This is a genomic window from Modicisalibacter radicis, from assembly GCF_900961225.1.
Lineage (GTDB): Bacteria > Pseudomonadota > Gammaproteobacteria > Pseudomonadales > Halomonadaceae > Modicisalibacter.
The window spans coordinates 117,824-134,920 of the sequence record NZ_CAAHFN010000087.1; the positions used below are offsets into that span (position 1 = coordinate 117,824).

Consider the following 17,097-nt stretch of genomic DNA (forward strand, 5'->3'; position numbering starts at 1 on the left):
GCCACCAATGTATCGACAACCACAGGGAACGCACCGCTTATGACGCTGCTCTGGCTGATCCTGATTCCCTTCGTCGGCGGCCTGCTGTGCTGGCAGGGCGAGCGCTTCGGCGATCAGGCGCCGCGCTGGATCGCGCTGGCGACGATGCTGATCGAGCTGTTGATCACGCTGGGGCTGTGGTTCCACGGCGATTACCACTTGCCGCAGATGGGTACCGCCAGCGAGGCGACCCGCTGGTCCATGGAGTGGCAGGTGGCGTGGATCCCGCGCTTCGGCATCGATGTCCACCTGGCGCTGGACGGCCTGTCGCTGGTGCTGATCGCGCTGACCGGCTTTCTGGGCATGCTGGCGGTGCTCTGCTCCTGGAACGAGATCGTGCGCCGGGTCGGCTTCTTTCATCTCAACCTGCTGTGGATACTCGGCGGCGTGGTCGGTGTTTTCCTGGCGATCGACCTGTTCCTGTTCTTCTTCTTCTGGGAAATGATGCTGGTGCCGATGTACTTCCTGATCGCGCTGTGGGGGCACAGCGGCTCGGAAGGGCGGACCCGCATCCGCGCGGCGACCAAGTTCTTCATCTATACCCAGGCCAGCGGCCTGTTGATGCTGGTATCGATCCTGGGGCTGGTGTTCGCTCACCACGCCAACACCGGCGAGTACTCGTTCGCGTATGCCACGTTGCTGGAGACGCCGTTGTCGGAGGGCACGGCGATGCTGCTGATGCTCGGCTTCTTCGTCGCCTTCGCGGTCAAGCTTCCGGTGGTGCCGCTGCACGGCTGGCTGCCCGATGCCCATGCCCAGGCGCCGACCGCGGGTAGCGTCGATCTCGCCGGGATCCTGCTCAAGACCGCCGCCTACGGCATGCTGCGCTTCGCCCTGCCGCTTTTCCCCGAGGCATCCCAGGCATTCGCCCCGGTGGCCATGACGCTGGGCCTGGTGGGCATCTTCTACGGGGCGTTGCTGGCCTGCGGGCAGCAGGACGTCAAGCGGCTGATCGCCTACACCAGTATCTCGCACATGGGCTTCGTGCTGATCGGCATCTACGCAGGCACCGAACTCGCCCTGCAGGGGGTGGTGATGCTGATGGTCGCCCACGCCTTCTCGGCGGCCGGACTTTTCATCCTCAGCGGTCAGCTCTACGAGCGGCTGCATACCCGCGACATGCGCGAGATGGGCGGTCTCTGGGGGCGCATGGGTAGCCTGCCGGGGTTCTCGCTGTGTTTCGTCGCCGCCTCGCTGGGCATGCCCGGCACCGCCAATTTCCTCGGCGAGTTCATGGTCCTGTTCGGCAGCTTCCCGGCGGCCCCCTGGACGGTGGTCATCGCCAGCGGCGGGCTGGTGCTGGCGGCCGTCTATTCGCTGCTGCTGATGCAGCGGGTCCACTTCGGTCCCGCCAAGGGCGAGGGGCGCTTTGCCGACCTCGACGGCCGCGAATACCTGATGATGCTGTCGATCCTCGCCCTGGTACTGCTGTTCGGGCTCTACCCGCAGCCGCTGCTTGATACCACCGGCGCGGCGATGCTCGAGGTGCAGCAACTGTTCGGGGCCGTTGCACAGTCGTCCACTCTGATGACGGGGGCTCCATGACCTTGACCGCGACGCACCTGCTGGCGTTGACGCCGCTGATCCTGGTCTGTGCCACGGCCATCGTGGTGATGCTGGGGATCGCCTGGCGCCGCCATCATACCGGCATCGCCGTGGCCACGGCGGTGGGGCTCAATCTGGCGCTGGTCTCGCTGATCGGCGTGTGGTTCATGGCGCCGCTGGCCACGCCGATGCTGGCCGTCGATGGCCTGTCGATCTTCGCCGCGGTACTGATCCTGGTCGCGGCCCTGGCCTGCGCCACGCTGGGTCATGCCTATCTCGAGCACTACCGGGGGCCGCGCGAGGAGTTCTACCTGCTGCTGCTGTGCGCCACGGCGGGCGGCCTGGTACTGGCCGCCAGCACCCACCTGGCGACGCTGTTCTTCGGTCTCGAGCTGTTGTCGATGCCGCTGTATGGGATGCTCGCCTACACCTACCATGAGCGGCGTTCGCTCGAGGCCGGCATCAAGTATCTGGTGCTGTCCGCGGCGGCCACCGCCATCCTGCTGTTCGGCATGGCGCTGCTCTACGCCGAAACCGGCCGTCTCGATTTCGCCGGCCTGGCCGCACAGCTGAGCGGCGGACCCGGCGCCTGGGGCTTGGCGGGGGCCGCGCTGATGCTGATGGGGATGGGCTTCAAGCTGTCGATCGTGCCGTTTCACCTGTGGACGCCGGACGTCTACGAGGGCGGCCCGGGCCCAGCCTCGACCTTTCTCGCCTCGGCCAGCAAGGTCGCGGTGTTCGTGGTGCTGCTGCGCCTGGTCATGGCGGCCCCGGCCTTCCAGGATGCCTGGCTGCATGGCGTGCTGGCGGTATTGGCGGTCCTCACCATGCTGGTCGGCAACCTGCTGGCGCTGACCCAGTCCAACCTCAAGCGGCTGCTGGGCTACTCGTCGATCGCCCACTTCGGTTACCTGCTGACGGCACTGGTCATCGGCGAGGGGCTCTCGGTCGAGGCGACCGGGGTCTACCTGGTGGTCTACATGCTGACCACGCTGGGCGCGTTCGGCGTGGTGACGCTGATCTCCTCCCCCTATCGTGGCGAGGATGCGGCGGCGCTGCACCATTATCGCGGGCTGTTCTGGCGTCGCCCCTACCTGACCGCGGTGCTCACCGTGACCATGCTTTCACTGGCCGGCATCCCCTTCACCGCCGGCTTCATCGGCAAGTTCTACATCATCGCGCTGGGCGTCGAGGCCGGGCGCTGGTGGCTGGTCGGCGCGGTGATCGTGGGCAGTGCCATCGGGCTCTACTATTACCTGCGCGTGATGGTCACGCTCTACCTGGCCGAAGCGGGCATGCAGAAGCGCGATGCCCCCGAGGACTGGGGCGTGCGCGCCGGTGGCGTGGTGGTGCTGGGCGTGGCGCTGCTGATCATCCTGCTGGGGATCTACCCCACGCCGATGATCGAGTGGGTAAGGATCATGGGCGGGGCCATGCTCGAGACGGCGGGTTGACGTTCGGTCCTCCGCGAGCGATAAGCCCGGTGCAATCACCGGCACAATAAAAAGCCCCGCGCCGATGGCGCGGGGCATGACTACTTATCCCATCTTATCCCATCGAGCCTGTTCACTCGGTGGTGGTGTCGCCCTCGGGATTACGGGCGTTGTAGAAGGCCTGCTCTGAAATCGCGTGGTAGCTCTCCACCTTGTCCTGGAAGGCGCGATAGGAGTCGTAGATCTTCCTGGCCATGGGGTCGGAGGCGGCGAGTTCGCTGACCACGTCCTCGGAGAGTGCCTGGGCTTCGGCGAGCACGTCGTCGGGGAAGCGCTTGAGCTGGACGTCATGCTCGTTGATCAGCGTCTGCAGGGCGTCGTTGTTGCGCGCGGTGTACTCGTCGAGCACCGACTGGTTGACGTCGGCCACCGCGGTGCGCAGGATCGCCTGCAGGTCGTCCGGCAGTGACGCCATGGCTTCATCGTTGACGATCGCCTCGAACATCACGGTCGGCTCGTGCCAGCCGGGGTAGTAGTAGTAATCGGCGGCCTGGTAGAGACCGAAGGCCAGGTCGTTGTAGGGGCCGATCCATTCGGTGGCGTCGATCGCCCCGGACTGCAGCGAGGTGAAGATCTCGCCGCCCGGCATGTTGACGATCGCCACGCCCATGCGATCCATCACTTCGCCGCCAAGCCCCGGCATGCGCATCTTCAGACCATCGAGATCGGCGACCGAGTTGATCTCCTTGTTGTACCAGCCGCCCATCTGCACACCCGAGGCGCCGGCGACCATGACCTCGACGCCGAACTGGTCGTACAGCTCGTTCCACAGCTCCATGCCGCCGCCATACTGCAGCCAGGCGTTCATCTCCTGGGCGTTCATGCCGAACGGCACGGCGGCGAAGAACTGGGCGGCCGGCGCCTTGCCCTTCCAGTAGTAGGATGCGGAGTGGCCCATCTCGGCGGTACCCTCGGCAACCGCGTCGAAGACCTCGAAGCCGGGAACCAGCTGGCCGGCACCGTAGACCTCGATGGTCAGCCGGCCGTCGGACATCTTGTCGACCAGCTCGGCGAGGCGCTCGGGCCCCTGGCCGACCCCGGGAAAGTTCTTCGGCCACGAGGTGACCATCTTCCACTCGAAAGTCTCTTGCGCCTGGGCCGTCGCGGCCAGGGTCATCAGCCCGGCCGCGCCGGTTGCCATCGCGACTGCTGAAGCCAACCTCTTGATTTGCATGGTGCGTTCCCCTTTGTTGTGTCGTACGCGCCTGGCTGACGCGCTGCTTGGTAGTGGGCGGGTCGTTGCCCCGCCCTCCTTACACCTTGAAAACGGCTACACCCTGGAAAACCTCGCTCGGGCTATTTGAACTGGGCCGGCAACCAGGTCGCCAGCTCGGGCACGAAGGCCAGCGCCACCAGCATGCAGAGCTGCAGCACGATGAACGGGATCACGCCGCGGTAGATCGCCGTGGTGGGCACCGACTCGGGGGCCACGCCGCGCAGGTAGAACAGCGCGAAGCCGAACGGCGGGGTGAGAAACGAAGTCTGCAGGTTGATGGCGATCATGATCCCCAGCCAGACCGGGTCGAGGCCCATGGCCAGCAGTACCGGGCCGACGATCGGCACCACCACGAAGGTGATCTCGATGAAGTCGAGGATGAAGCCGAGCAGGAAGATCACCAGCATGACGATGATCGTTGCGCCGACCACCCCGCCGGGCATGTTGGCGAACAGCTCCTCGACCAGTTCCTCGCCGCCGTAGGCGCGGAACACCAGCGAGAACAGTGCCGCGCCGATCAGGATCAGGAACACCATGGTGGTGACGTGAGTGGTCGAGCGCACCACATCGCGCAGGGTGGCGAAGTCCAGCTTGCGATAGGCGAGCGCCAGCATCAGCGCGCCGAAGGCCCCCACCGCCGAGGCTTCGGTGGGGGTGGCGAAGCCGCCGAGGATCGAGCCCAGCACGGCGACGATCAGCGCCAGCGGCGGCACCAGGCCCTTGAGCAGCAGGGTGAGCAGGCTGCCCCGGTGATTGAGCTCGGCCATCAGCTCCTGACGGTCGGCCGGGGGAGCCGACTCCGGCTTGAGCCAGGCGATGAACGCCACGTAGGCGATGTACATCACCACCAGGATCAGCCCGGGGACCAGCGCGCCGACGAACAGATCGCCCACCGAGACGGTCTTGGGGCTCCAGATGCCCATCGTCAACTGCGCCTGCTGGTAGGCCGACGAGAGCACGTCGCCGAGCAGCACCAGGGCGATGGACGGCGGGATGATCTGGCCCAGCGTGCCGGTGGCGCAGATGGTGCCGGTGGCCAGCGACTGGCTGTAGCCGCGCTTGAGCATGGTCGGCAGCGACAGCAGGCCCATGGTCACCACGGTGGCGCCGACGATCCCGGTGGAAGCGGCCAGCAGCATGCCGACGATGGTCACCGAGATTCCCAGCCCGCCGCGCAGCGAGCCGAACAGCAGCGCCATGGCGTCGAGCAGGGTCTCGGCGACCTTGGATTTTTCCAGCAGCACGCCCATCAGCACGAACAGCGGCACGGCGAGCAGCGTCTGGTTGGTCATGGTGCCGTAGAGACGGTTGGGCAGCGCGGACAGGAAGCTGGCGTCGAAATTGGCATCGATGCCCAGCGACTCGAGCCCCATGCCCAGCCCGGCGAAGGCCAGCGAGGTGCCCGCCAGCGTCAGCGCCACCGGGAAGCCGAGCATCAGCACGGCACAGATCAGTGCGAATAGCACCAGCGGCATGAACTCCAGCATCAGATCGGCTCCTCGCTGTGATCATGCTCCGTGGCGGGCGGCAGTCGACCGGAAATGATCAGCGCCTTGCGGATGATCTCGGCGATGCCCTGGACGATCATCAACACCGCGAAGGCCGGGATCAGCGTCTTGAGCAGGAACACGCCGGGGATGCCGCCGTTGTCCGGCGAGCCTTCGAGGATCGCCCAGGACTTGCCGACATAGCCCAGGCTGGAGAAAACCACGAAGGCCATGAACGGCAGCAGCAGGAACAGCGTGCCCAGCAGGTCGACCCAGGCCTGGGTGCGCGGCGAGAAGCCCCGATAGAAGATGTCCACGCGCACGTGGCCGTCGTGCTTGAGGGTGTAGGAGGCGGCCAGCAGGAACAGCACGGCGTGCATGTACATCACCGATTCCTGCATGGGGATGCTGTTGAAGTTGAAGAGGTAGCGCAGCACTACGACCAGGAACTGGACCAGCATCATTACCAGGACCAGCCAGGCGAGTGCCTTGCCCAGCCGTTCGGTAAGGGTGTCGATCCAGACCAGAAGCGCCGGTTCGGATGCAGCTCGATTCATGGATCCCTCGCTATCGTGGCAGCGGTTGCCGTTTTTCTGGGGGAGTTGTATGCAACGGCCAGGCCACGCCTGAAGTAGCGTCAGAGTGCCGTGTGCCGGCAGGGCCGGCAATGGATCATTGGTCTGACGATCTGGCCAGGGCGTGCTGGCAGCCAGCGGGGAGGTGAATATCCACGGCGATCGGCAGGTGGTCCGAGTAGAGCTGGTCGAGCACCTGCAGATTGTCCGCCTCCAGCGACGAGGAAAGCAGGATATGATCCAGCGCCCGGCTTGGCTGCCAGGAAGGATAACTCAACAGGGGGCGCGCCGGCTTTAACGGCAGCGCGGTGCAGAAGCCCGAATGGCGGCTGTGCAACTGATCCGGAGTACAGTTGAGATCGCCCATCACCACCACATGCTTGAGCGGCTTGATGATCTCGCCGAGGTAGTCGAACTGGCGGGACCGCGAGCGATGGCTCAGCGCCAGATGGACGACGAACACGTGGAGCGCGTCGGGGCCCGAGCCGAAACGCGCGTGGATGGCGCCGCGGCCGGGCAGGGTGCCGGGAAGACGGTGCTCCTCGATACGCTCGGGCACCAGGCGCGACAACAGGCCGTTGCTGTGCTGGGCGACCCGGCCCAGGTTGCGATTGAGCTGCTTGTAGTGATGGGGCAGCCCGGCCCGCTGGGCCAGGTACTCCACCTGATTGACGTTACCCGAGCGGAAGCTGCCGCCGTCGACTTCCTGCAGGCCGACGATGTCGAACGCCTTGAGCACCTCGCCCATGGCATCCAGACGGCGCTGGCGCGTCGGATGGGGGAGCAGGTGCTGCCAGCTGCGGGTCAGGTAATGATGGTAGGCCGAGGTCTGGATGCCGACCTGCAGGTTGAAGGTCATCAGCCGCAGTGTCTCGGCATGGGCCCCGGCCGGTGTGGCGCGCGCGCTGCTCATGGCGTCACTCGCTGCGTTCTTGGCGAACCTTGTCGATCAGCGCACCGGCGATCCGGGGCATGTTTTCCAGGCTGCCGGCGGTACGCGCGGTCACCACATAGTGGCCGTCGACCACCAGCGCCGGCACGCCCATCAGCTCGTAGGCGCGCATCTTGGCGTGGGCCTGGTTGATCTGGCTCTTCACGCCGAACGAGCTCAACGCTTCCTTGGCATCCGCCTCGCTGACACCGTAGTCGCTGAAGAAGGCAGCGATGTCGTCGGGGGCGGTCAGGCGCTGGCCCTGTTCGTGGATGGCATCGAAGAAATCGCCGTGGACCTTGTCGAGGATGCCGAGTTGCTGGGCGGCGTAGAAGGCGCGCGCGTGGGCCGTCCAGGTGTCGCCCATGGTCGCCGGGACGCGTTGGAAGGTGACGTCGTCGGGTAACTCTTCGACCCAGGCATTGAGCGGCTCTTCCAGCTTGTAGCAGTGCGGGCAGCCGTACCAGAACACTTCGGTGACCTCGATCTGGCCCTCAGCCACGCTGGTTTCGACCGGGGTATCGAGAACCTTGTAGTCCTCGCCGGCGACCGGCGGTGCGGCCATGACCAATGACGACAGACCCAGGCCGGCGACCGCGGCGATCCACTGTTTCAACATGCGTCCTTTCTCCTCGTGAAAAACCGACTATACGGCAAAGGTAACAGATATCCGGGTCGCATGAGACGGCGACCGGCCCCACTTGGAGCCTCGAATGGCGAGGGGGTTCCCCGGGAGGCGAGAGGTCGGTGTTCTTCGGTACCGCGGCGAGCGACGTTCGCCGCCCGTGAGCGCGTGATGGTACAATCCGGCCCGCGCCGGGCGGCTGCCCGGGCCATCATCGAGGCCCTGGCGAGTGACGCCAAAGCGTGCCATGGCCACTCGTCGAGCCATTCGTCAGTACCGCAACGCCAGGAAGCCAGCCGCCGTGAGCCGCCTCAATTTCCATACCGCCCAGTTCATGACCAGTGCCCCGACACTGGCGGCCTGCCCGCCGGATGACGGCCGCGAGGTCGCCTTCGCCGGGCGCTCCAACGCCGGCAAGTCGAGCGCCATCAACGCCCTGGTCCAGCAGAAGGCGCTGGCGCGGACCTCGAAGACCCCGGGGCGCACCCAGCTGATCAACTTCTTCGGCATCGCCAACGATACTTGCCAGCGGCTGGTCGACCTGCCCGGATACGGCTTCGCCAAGGTCCCCGAATCGGTCAAGCGCGAATGGCAGCGGCACCTTTCCGACTACCTGCAGAAACGCCAGTCGCTGCAGGGCCTGGTGCTGATGATGGACGTGCGCCATCCGCTCACCGACTTCGACGAGATGATGCTGGGCTGGGCCGACGACCAGGACATGCCCGTGCACATCCTGCTGACCAAGGCCGACAAGCTCAAGCCCGGGGCCGCCAAGAACAGTCTGCTGAAGGTGCGCCGACAGCTCGCCGAGTGGGAGGATCTGGTCAGCATCCAGCTGTTCTCCGCGCTCAAGCGCCAGGGCGTCGACGAACTCGCGGCGCGTCTCGATGCGTGGCTGCTCGACGAGGCCGATGGCGATTGAGAGTTCCTCGGTAGACGAGAGGCGGGCTTTGCCGGCGGCAAGCCTTCGCAAGGGCGCTGTTAACCCGTCCTTGGGCGCTACCTTTGCCCTCCATGGCAAAGGACCCTTGCTTCGCCTTGTCTCCGGCGCCGATATTGCTGGGAGTTGGGAAACGAGTTCTGAGTGACGTGCCGTGCCGAGCGGCCTCACCGATCGATGACCGGCCTTCAGCGCTCGCCATCCAGGCGCTCGAGCAGGGCCGTCAACTCGCGTATATGAGCCAGGCGGTGTACGCCGGGCGGCAGGTCCGTGCGGCGCTCGTCGTGCTTGTCGATCCAGGCCACCCGCATGCCCAGCCGCCATGCCGGCAGTACATCCTCTTTCCAGGAATCGCCGACATGCAGTGCCCGTGCCGGGCGACTGCCGAGTCGCGCCAGGGCGGCGAGGAAGGGGCGGGCGTCGGGCTTGGGCGCGAGCAGCTCGCCGGCGGCGATCACCACCGGGAAATGCTGCGCCAGCTCCAGGCGCTGGAGATCGGCATTGCCGTTGGTGATCGCCGCCAGCGCGTAATCCTGGCGCAGTGCATCGAGCAGCGGTATCGCCTCCGGATAGGGCGTGAGCGTGTGGCGCAGCGTCAGGAAGTGGCCGATGGCCGCCGCAGCCCATAGATGGGCGGCGCTGCGTGGCAGGCCGTACTCCTCGAGCAGCTCGATCAGCGCGCGTTCGCGCAGCCAGGTGAAGTCGCCGCGCCGCAGCGGATGGCGTCGCGCCAGGGCCAGGCGGCGCTCGATGTAGGCGGCCAGCGGAAAGCGCTGGGCATAGCGCTCATGCCCGGCGAACAGCTCACCGAGCGGCGAGGCGGCCAGCCAGTCGGCCAGCTCGGTGTCGAGCCAGGCATAGTGCGTCGGCTCGGCATGCTCCATCACCGGCCGGTTGTCCCACAGCGTGTCGTCGAGGTCGAAGGTCAGCGCCTCGATGCGGGCGTGGCGTGTCGTTGCAGTCATGGGCGCTCCGCAAGGCCGTCGTGCCGGTGCCTGGCAATGTGCCATAGATCGTCCCGTCGATCACGCCTCGCGGGTCATGGCGAAATGACCGGTAGCCAGAGCGCCAGCGCGACCAGCGTGGCCAGCAGCACCGGCGGAGTGATGATCAGCCCGACCTTCATGTACTGCCCCCAGCCGATGCGATACCCCTTGCCGGCCAGCACGTGCAGCCAGAGCAGCGTGGCGAGGCTGCCGATGGGTGTGAACTTGGGCCCCAGGTCGTTGCCGATGACATTGGCGTAGATCATCAGCTGCTGTGTCTGATTCGATACCTGCGCCTGGTCGATGGCCAGGGCGCCGACCAGGGTCGACGGCATGTTGTTCATCAGCGAGGCCAGCAGCGCCGAGGCGAAGCCCGTGCCGATGGTCGCCGCGAAATCCCCTTGCCGGCTCAGCCACACCAGCACGTCCGCTGCCCAGGCCGTGAGCCAGGCATTGCCCAGGCCATACACCACCAGGTACATGCCCAGCGAGAACAGCACGATCTGCCAGGGCGCGTTCTTCACGACCTTGCTGAGCGAGACGACATGCACGTGCCCCGGCGAGAACCAGCGTCCGGCGATGGCCGTCAGGAGCAGCGCCGCGGTGCCCATGAGGATGGCGAACGGAACTTGCCACCGGGCGGTCAGGAACAGGGCGACCAGCAGCGCGATCAGCAGCGGAAAGGCCGCGCGAAAGACCTGACGGTCGCGAATCGCCGTCGCCGGTGCCTCCAGCCGTGCGACGTCATAGCGCGGCGGTATCCGCTTGCGGAAGTACACGCCCAGCACCAGCAGCGTGGCGGCCAGCGAGACCAGGTCGACCGGCACCATCACCTGGGCGTAGCGATCGAAGCCGATCTCGAAATAGTTGGCGCTGACGATGTTGACCAGGTTCGAGATCACCAGCGGCAGGCTGGTCGAGTCGGCCACGAACCCCGTGGCGATGATGAACGCCAGTGCCGCCGCGGGGCTGAACTCCAGCCGGGCGAGGATGGCCACCACGATCGGCGTCAACAGCAGCGCCGCGCCATCGTTGGCGAACACCGCGGCAATCAACGCGCCCAGCACCACGATCAGCGGAAACAGCACCCGGCCCCGTCCGTTGCCCCAGCGGGCGATGTGCAGGGCGGCCCAGGCGAAGAAGCCGGCCTCGTCGAGGATCAACGAGATGATGATCAGCGCCACGAAGGTGAAGGTGGCATCCCAGACGATATGCCAGACGACGCCGACGTCGTGCCAGTCGACGACGCCGGTTGCCAGGGCCGCCGCGGCGCCGCCCAGGGCGCTCCAACCGATGCCCAGCCCCCGCGGCTGCCAGATGACCAGCACCAGCGTGACCAGAAAGATCGCAAAGGCCAGCATTGAACGTTTTCCTCAGTGCGTTGATTGGTTGACGCGCCTGGAGACCGCTTCCGCACTCTCGACACGCTCCGAGTAGCGATCGGTCAGATACGCCGAGCAGCCACGCGTCAGCCAGGTGAACTTCACCAGCTCCTCGCAGACATCGACGATGCGCAGATAGAGCGGCGACGGTCGCATCCGCCCGGCGTCGTCGAACTCGTTGAAGGCCTTGGGCACCGAGGACTGGTTGGGGATGGTCAGCATGCGCATCCAGCGCCCGAGAGTGCGCAGCTGGTTGACGGCGTTGAAGCTCTGGCTGCCGCCGGAGACCTGCATGACCGCCAGCGTCTTGCCCTGGGTGGGGCGCACGCCGCCCAGCGCCAGGGGGATCCAGTCGATCTGAGCCTTCATGATCCCGGTCATGGCCCCATGCCGCTCGGGGCTGACCCATGCCATGCCCTCGCTCCACTCGGCCAGCTCGCGCAATTCCCGCACCTTGGGGTGGCTGGCGTCGGCGTCGTCGGGCAGCGGCAACCCCGAGGGGTTGAAGGTGCGCACCTCGCAGCCGAACCAGCGCAGCAGGCGGCCGGCTTCCTCCGCCACCAGCCGCGAGTAGGAGCGTTCCCGCAGCGAGCCGTAGAGCACCAGGATGCGTGGTGGATGCCGGGGCTGGCCGGGGCCGGCCAGCGCATCGACGTCGATGGGGCGCAAGCGCTCGGGATCGATGTTGGGCAGTTGATCCAGCGTCATGACGCAGTTCCTCCATGGCGTACGATCTCGCCATCTTCCTTGGTGAACTCGGCCACCGGATGTGCTAGCAGGGCCAGCACCGCCTCCGAGGGCCGGCACAGACGCGCGCCCTTGTCGGTCACCACGATGGGGCGGTTGATCAGGATGGGGTGCGCCAGCATGGCATCGATCAGTTGCTCGTCGCCGAGCCCGGGGTCGTCCAGGCCCAGTTCATCGTAGGGGGTTCCCTTGCGGCGCAGGAGCTGCCGGGGCGTCATGTCCATGGCGGACAGCAACTCGACCAGCCTTGCCCGCGTGGGCGGTGTCTTCAGATACTCGATGACATGCGGCTCCTCCCCGGACCGGCGCATCATCGCCAGGGTGTTGCGGGACGTGCCGCACTGCGGATTGTGATAGATCACGCTGGTCATGCAGGAGCTCCCTCGTCGGTTGGGCAGCAGGGTTGCAGTTCGCGGAGCAGGGGCTCGCACAGTTCGGGACGCCCTGCGCAACAGTCGCGCACCAGAAAGCTCAGCGTTTCCTGCATGCGCTCCAGGCTGGCGCGATAGATCACCGAGCGGCTGTGCCGGCGCGAGACGACCAGGCCGGCCCGCGACAGGACCCCCAGGTGGGCCGACAGGGTGTTGTGGGGCACCTCCAGCAGCCGCGCGATCTCGCCGGCGGGCAGCCCCGCCGGCTCGTGGCGGACCAGCAACCGGAAGGTTTCCAGGCGGGTCGCCTGGGATAGTGCCGCGAAGGCGTCGATAGCCGTTGTATTGTCCATATGTCCAGAATTACAGACATGAAGCGAAGGCGCAACAACGTATCGCCAAGGCTTGTCCGAAACATCGACGAGCGCAGTCCGGTCAAACCCTCATGCCAGACAGCGATTACACTGAACGTTCCATTTCATGGATTCGACAGGAGGCCGCATGAGCGACTTTGACAGACTGATCAGGAACCTTGCCCGGGCGGGGTCGCTTGCCGCGCGAGCGCGTCAGGGGGACAGGCAGGTCATCGATGAGCTCATCGACTCCCTGCGGGCCTATGCCGGCGAGAGCGCCACGACCTACGAAGGCGAGGCCGCCTCTGCGCAGGAGCCAGGCCCGCAGCCAGAGCCGGAACGCCCCGAGCGGACCCAAGACGCCGGGCTCGACAAGACCATTGCCGACTATCGCGCCACCCGGGAAGCCATGGCGAAAATCATCGACACGCACATGCAGGCGGCATTTGCGGAGATCGCGGCCCGCTACGGCGCGACCCCGACCGACGTGACGCTCGAGATCAGCGAGCACCAGCCCGCGAATGGCCGTTATCCGAGCGGGCGGTACGCGGGGAGCGAGGTGCGGCTCGGCGGAGAGTGACCGATCACCCGCGGTTCCAAGGGCCGGCGTTCGCTCAGTCGCGGCGTCGCGCCCGCGGGTGGGCAGCATCGTAGACCCCGGCCAGCTGTTGCCAGTCCAGGTGGGTATAGACCTGGGTGGTCGACAGGTGCGCATGGCCGAGCAGCTCCTGCACGGCGCGCAGGTCCTGGCTGGATTCCAGCAGATGGCTGGCGAAGGAGTGGCGCAGGCGATGCGGATGCAGGTGCTCGGGCAGGCCGCGCTCCACGGCGAGCCGGGCCAGGCGCTTCTGGATGGCGCGGTGACCGAGCCGCGCGCCGCGGCTTCCGACGAACAGCGCCGGCTCGTCGCCGCCGACCAGGCTCCGGCGGGCCATCAGCCAGGCATCCAGCGCCTGGCGAGCGCGGCGGCCGACGGGCACCTGGCGCGGCTTGCCGCCCTTGCCGATTACCCGTGCGCGCTGGCCGTCGAGATTCGAAAGGTCCAGCGCGGCGAGCTCGGCCAGGCGCAGGCCGCAGGAGTAGAGCAGCTCGCACATCGCCTGGTCGCGCAGCGCCAGCGGCGAGCCGTCGTGGGGCGTATCCAGGAAGCGCGCCAACTGGTCGACGTCGACGGGACGGGGCAGGTGCCGAGGGGCGCGCGGCGAGGGCGCCAGGCGCACCGGGTTATGGGCGAGCACGCCGTGCCGGACCAAGTGCTCGGCGAAGCTCGACAGCGCCGCGCGTCGCCGCGCCAAGCTGCGAGGGGCCAGGCCGCGGCTGCGCTCGCCCCCTAGGAAGCGGCGCACCTCGGCGACATCGAGCGCGCTCCAGTCGCGCAGGTCGCGATCGCGGGCGAAGCGCAGCAGGGCCGCGGTGTCACGGCGATAGGCATCGACGGTGGCCGGGCTGGCGTGCTGCGCCAAGCCGGCGAGGAATGCCTCGATTTCGGCCGTCAGGCGATCACAGGCGTCCGGCATGGCGCATCATCAGGCGGGCGACGACTTCACCGAGGTATTCGGTGAAGAGTGTGTCGAGGCTGGCACGGAAGTAGTCGCCGTCGTGGCTGGCGAGGATCAAGTAACCCAGGGGCTCGCCCAGGGTCAGCCGGGTCAGCGCGCAGGAGCCGGCCTGCTTGGGCGGCTCGCTGTGCGGCAGCAGACGCTGCCAGTCCTTGCGCGACAGGCGCCGGCAACGGCTGGCGCGGCCATCGAGCAACGCGCCCAGGCGGGTGCCGCTGTTCTCGTCGAGCACGAAGCGCGGCGGCTGCGGCGGCCGGGGTTCGATATCGGTGAGCTCGGGGGCGCACCACAGCGCCACCGCCTGGGTCTGGAAGCGCTCGGCGAGCTGGGTGGCCAGCGCCTCGCCGAGGGCGTCGCTGTCTTCGGCCTCGAGCAGCGCCAGCACCAGTTCGCGGGTGCGGCGATACTGCGATTCGTTGTAGCGCGCCGACTCGAGCAGCTGTTCGAGTCGCCATTCGGCGCCTTCGGCGCGCTCGCGGAGATCGATGACCAGTCGTTCGAGTAGCGAAATGGCGCCGTGAGATTCGGGATGCGGCACCTTGAGTTGCTGGAGCAGGCCCTCGCGACCGATGAAGAAGTCGGGATGGCGGGCCAGCCAGCGGGCCACGCTTTCAGCGTCGAGCGTCTGGCGGGATTCGGGCGCTTTCGCAGGGGGCATGGCGTCCTCTTGTCGTTCGGCTCGCTGAGATCAGCGAGCTAACAAAACTCAGTGACTCAACAAAGTTGTACACGACCGTCGAAGACCCGCTCGGCGGGGCCGGTCATGATCAACGGCGCATCGCCGCCCGGCCATTCGATGGTCAGCCGGCCGCCGCGCAGATGGACCTCGACCGGGCTGTCGAGCAGTCCCTGACGAATGCCGCTGGCCACCGCGGCGCAGGCACCGGTGCCGCAGGCCAGCGTCTCGCCGGCACCGCGCTCGAAGACCCGCAGGCGGATCTCGTGACGCGACACGACCTGCATGAAGCCGGCGTTGACCTGGCGCGGGAAGCGCGGGTGGCGCTCGATGGCCGGCCCCAGCCGGGTCACCGGCGCGTCATCGATGTCGTCGACCCGCAGCACCGCATGGGGGTTGCCCATCGATACCACGCCGACCTCGAGCCGTTCGCCATCGACCTCCAGGGCATGACGGGCCAGGTCGGCCTCGGCCGCGAAGGGCACCGTCGCCGGAGCGAAGCGCGGCGTGCCCATGTCGACGCGGACGCGCTCGTCATCGTCCACGCGCAGGGTCAGTGGCCCGCCCAGCGTCTCGACGCGAATCTCGCGCTTGTGGGTCAGTTGCTGGTCACGCACGAAGCGGGCGAAACAGCGCGCGCCGTTGCCGCAGTTCTCGACCTCGCCGCCGTCGGCGTTGTAGATGCGATAGCGAAAGTCCAGCTCGGGGTCGCGCGGCGGTTCGACCAGCAGCAGCTGATCGAAGCCGATGCCGAAATGCCGATCGGCCAGCCGGCGTATCTGCTCGGGCTCGAAACGTACGCGCTGGGTGACCAGGTCGACCACCATGAAGTCGTTGCCCAGGCCATGCATCTTGGTGAAGTGCACCCGCATCAACGACGCTCCACGGCGGGGGCCGGCAATAGCGCCTCGCCCGCCCACAGCGACTCGACGCTCTCGCGCTGGCGGACCAGATGCATGCGATCGCCGTCGACCATCACCTCCGCGGGCCGCGGCCGGCTGTTGTAGTTCGAGGCCATGACGAAACCGTAGGCGCCGGCCGAGCGGACCGCCAGCAGGTCGCCGGCGCCGATCGCCAGGTCGCGATCCTTGCCCAGGAAGTCGCCGGTCTCGCAGACCGGGCCGACCACGTCGTAGCGTGCCGAATCGCGCGGCTGGCGCGCATCCACCGGGAGGATCGCCTGCCAGGCCTGGTACAGCGACGGGCGGATCAGATCGTTCATGCCGGCGTCGATCACCGCGAAGTTCTTCTCCTCGCCGGGCTTGAGATATTCCACGCGGGTCAGCAGTACCCCGGCATTGGCGGCAATCGAGCGCCCGGGCTCGAACAGCAGGGTCAGCTTGCGCTGGCTGTCCCACTGCGCGAGCCGTTCGAGCAGCGCGCGGGCGTAGTCGTACGGTGCCGGCGGGGTCTCGTCGTGGTAGGGCACGCCGAGACCGCCGCCGAGATCCAGGTGCTCGATGGCGATGCCGCGCTCGGCGAGCCGGTCGAGCAGCACCAGCAGGCGGTCCAGGGCATCGAGGAACGGCGCCAGCTCGGTGAGCTGCGAGCCGATATGGCAGTCGATGCCGACCACCTCGAGGTGCGCGAACTCGGCGGCCCGGGCGTAGATGTCGAAGGCCTGGTCGGCGGGGATGCCGAACTTGTTGGCCTTGAGTCCGGTGGAGATGTAGGGATGCGTGCGCGCGTCGACGTCGGGGTTGACGCGCAGCGAGACCCGCGCGATCTCGCGGCACTCGCCGGCCACCTCGTCGAGGCGCTCGAGTTCGGCCAGCGATTCGACGTTGAAACACTTGATGCCCACCTCGAGCGCCCGGGCCATCTCGTGGCGCTGCTTGGCGACCCCCGAGAAGACCACCTTGGCGGGGTCGCCGCCGGCGGCCAGCACGCGCTCGAGCTCGCCCACCGAGACGATGTCGAAGCCGGCGCCGAGACGCGCCAGCAGATTGAGCACCGCGAGGTTGGAGTTGGCCTTGACCGCGTAGCAGATCAGGTGCGGATGACCGGACAGCGCCTCGCTGTAGGCTCGGTAATGGCGTTCCAGAGTGGCGCGCGAATAGACGTAGCAGGGCGTGCCGAAGCGCCCGGCGACCTGGGGCAGCGGTACGTCTTCACCATAGAGTACGCCGTCACGATAGTCGAAATGATCCATGCTTACTCTCCGCTCTGCTC

General features: G+C 67.1%; 18 protein-coding genes. 4 read left to right on the forward strand and 14 right to left on the reverse strand.

Going from position 1 to position 17,097, the window contains the following annotated elements:
• The first annotated feature begins 39 nt into the window (after positions 1-39).
• Together nuoM and nuoN are read left to right on the forward strand one after the other, a co-directional pair.
• A complete protein-coding gene (gene nuoM, locus HR9077_RS16495; RefSeq protein ID WP_136068247.1) occupies positions 40-1,584 on the forward strand; it encodes an NADH-quinone oxidoreductase subunit M in 1,545 nt (514 codons plus the stop codon).
• Entirely contained in the window at positions 1,581-3,038 is a 1,458-nt protein-coding gene (nuoN, locus tag HR9077_RS16500) for an NADH-quinone oxidoreductase subunit NuoN (RefSeq protein ID WP_136068249.1), read from the forward strand. Before nuoM ends, nuoN begins: the two co-directional genes overlap by 4 nt.
• 112 nt (positions 3,039-3,150) lie before the next feature.
• Here the strand turns inward: nuoN and HR9077_RS16505 are convergent, their stop codons facing one another.
• The 5 genes from HR9077_RS16505 to HR9077_RS16525 all read right to left on the reverse strand — a co-directional run bounded on the left by HR9077_RS16505 (position 3,151) and on the right by HR9077_RS16525 (position 7,905).
• Positions 3,151-4,251 carry a TRAP transporter substrate-binding protein gene (locus HR9077_RS16505; RefSeq protein WP_136068251.1) on the reverse strand — a complete coding sequence of 367 codons (1,101 nt, stop codon included), beginning with the start codon at positions 4,249-4,251 and terminating at the stop codon, positions 3,151-3,153.
• Positions 4,252-4,373: 122 nt separating this feature from the next.
• Positions 4,374-5,780 carry a TRAP transporter large permease gene (locus HR9077_RS16510; RefSeq protein ID WP_136068252.1) on the reverse strand — a complete coding sequence of 469 codons (1,407 nt, stop codon included), beginning with the start codon at positions 5,778-5,780 and terminating at the stop codon, positions 4,374-4,376.
• The gene (locus tag HR9077_RS16515; protein ID WP_136068254.1) at positions 5,780-6,337 is read right to left on the reverse strand and encodes a TRAP transporter small permease subunit; all 558 of its coding nucleotides are present in this window, start codon (positions 6,335-6,337) and stop codon (positions 5,780-5,782) included. The genes HR9077_RS16510 and HR9077_RS16515 overlap by 1 nt, the downstream gene beginning before the upstream one ends.
• A gap of 115 nt (positions 6,338-6,452) precedes the next feature.
• Positions 6,453-7,268: an endonuclease/exonuclease/phosphatase family protein gene (locus tag HR9077_RS16520; protein WP_136068256.1), complete on the reverse strand. Its 816-nt coding sequence runs from the start codon at positions 7,266-7,268 to the stop codon at positions 6,453-6,455.
• Between the two features lie 4 nt (positions 7,269-7,272).
• The gene (locus HR9077_RS16525; RefSeq protein ID WP_136068258.1) at positions 7,273-7,905 is read right to left on the reverse strand and encodes a thiol:disulfide interchange protein DsbA/DsbL; all 633 of its coding nucleotides are present in this window, start codon (positions 7,903-7,905) and stop codon (positions 7,273-7,275) included.
• Positions 7,906-8,158: 253 nt separating this feature from the next.
• On the opposite strand from HR9077_RS16525, the gene yihA reads away from it, so the two are divergent.
• A complete protein-coding gene (gene yihA / locus HR9077_RS16530) occupies positions 8,159-8,833 on the forward strand; it encodes a ribosome biogenesis GTP-binding protein YihA/YsxC (RefSeq protein WP_136068260.1) in 675 nt (224 codons plus the stop codon).
• A 206-nt stretch (positions 8,834-9,039) separates the two neighbouring features.
• Here the strand turns inward: yihA and HR9077_RS16535 are convergent, their stop codons facing one another.
• The 5 genes from HR9077_RS16535 to HR9077_RS16555 form a co-directional block, all read right to left on the reverse strand.
• Positions 9,040-9,816, reverse strand: a complete 777-nt coding sequence (locus tag HR9077_RS16535; RefSeq protein WP_136068262.1) for an HAD family hydrolase — start codon at positions 9,814-9,816, stop codon at positions 9,040-9,042.
• A 74-nt stretch (positions 9,817-9,890) separates the two neighbouring features.
• Positions 9,891-11,198 carry an arsenic transporter gene (locus tag HR9077_RS16540; protein WP_136068264.1) on the reverse strand — a complete coding sequence of 436 codons (1,308 nt, stop codon included), beginning with the start codon at positions 11,196-11,198 and terminating at the stop codon, positions 9,891-9,893.
• A gap of 12 nt (positions 11,199-11,210) precedes the next feature.
• Positions 11,211-11,927 carry an arsenical resistance protein ArsH gene (gene arsH, locus HR9077_RS16545; RefSeq protein WP_136068266.1) on the reverse strand — a complete coding sequence of 239 codons (717 nt, stop codon included), beginning with the start codon at positions 11,925-11,927 and terminating at the stop codon, positions 11,211-11,213.
• Positions 11,924-12,337, reverse strand: a complete 414-nt coding sequence (arsC, locus tag HR9077_RS16550; protein WP_136068268.1) for an arsenate reductase (glutaredoxin) — start codon at positions 12,335-12,337, stop codon at positions 11,924-11,926. The genes arsH and arsC overlap by 4 nt, the downstream gene beginning before the upstream one ends.
• Positions 12,334-12,690: an ArsR/SmtB family transcription factor gene (locus HR9077_RS16555; protein ID WP_136068270.1), complete on the reverse strand. Its 357-nt coding sequence runs from the start codon at positions 12,688-12,690 to the stop codon at positions 12,334-12,336. Before HR9077_RS16555 ends, arsC begins: the two co-directional genes overlap by 4 nt.
• Before the next feature lie 148 nt (positions 12,691-12,838).
• On the opposite strand from HR9077_RS16555, the gene HR9077_RS16560 reads away from it, so the two are divergent.
• On the forward strand, positions 12,839-13,270 hold the full coding sequence (locus tag HR9077_RS16560; protein WP_136068272.1) for a hypothetical protein: 432 nt from the start codon (positions 12,839-12,841) through the stop codon (positions 13,268-13,270).
• A gap of 34 nt (positions 13,271-13,304) precedes the next feature.
• Here HR9077_RS16560 and HR9077_RS16565 read toward each other — a convergent pair whose 3' ends face one another.
• The 4 genes from HR9077_RS16565 to lysA are packed head-to-tail and all read right to left on the reverse strand — an operon-like array spanning position 13,305 to position 17,077.
• Entirely contained in the window at positions 13,305-14,207 is a 903-nt protein-coding gene (locus HR9077_RS16565) for a tyrosine recombinase XerC (protein WP_136068273.1), read from the reverse strand.
• Positions 14,191-14,907, reverse strand: a complete 717-nt coding sequence (locus tag HR9077_RS16570; protein ID WP_136068274.1) for a DUF484 family protein — start codon at positions 14,905-14,907, stop codon at positions 14,191-14,193. The genes HR9077_RS16565 and HR9077_RS16570 overlap by 17 nt, the downstream gene beginning before the upstream one ends.
• Before the next feature lie 56 nt (positions 14,908-14,963).
• Positions 14,964-15,797 carry a diaminopimelate epimerase gene (gene dapF / locus HR9077_RS16575; RefSeq protein ID WP_136068276.1) on the reverse strand — a complete coding sequence of 278 codons (834 nt, stop codon included), beginning with the start codon at positions 15,795-15,797 and terminating at the stop codon, positions 14,964-14,966.
• Positions 15,797-17,077: a diaminopimelate decarboxylase gene (lysA, locus tag HR9077_RS16580; RefSeq protein ID WP_136068278.1), complete on the reverse strand. Its 1,281-nt coding sequence runs from the start codon at positions 17,075-17,077 to the stop codon at positions 15,797-15,799. Before lysA ends, dapF begins: the two co-directional genes overlap by 1 nt.
• Positions 17,078-17,097 lie beyond the last annotated feature (20 nt).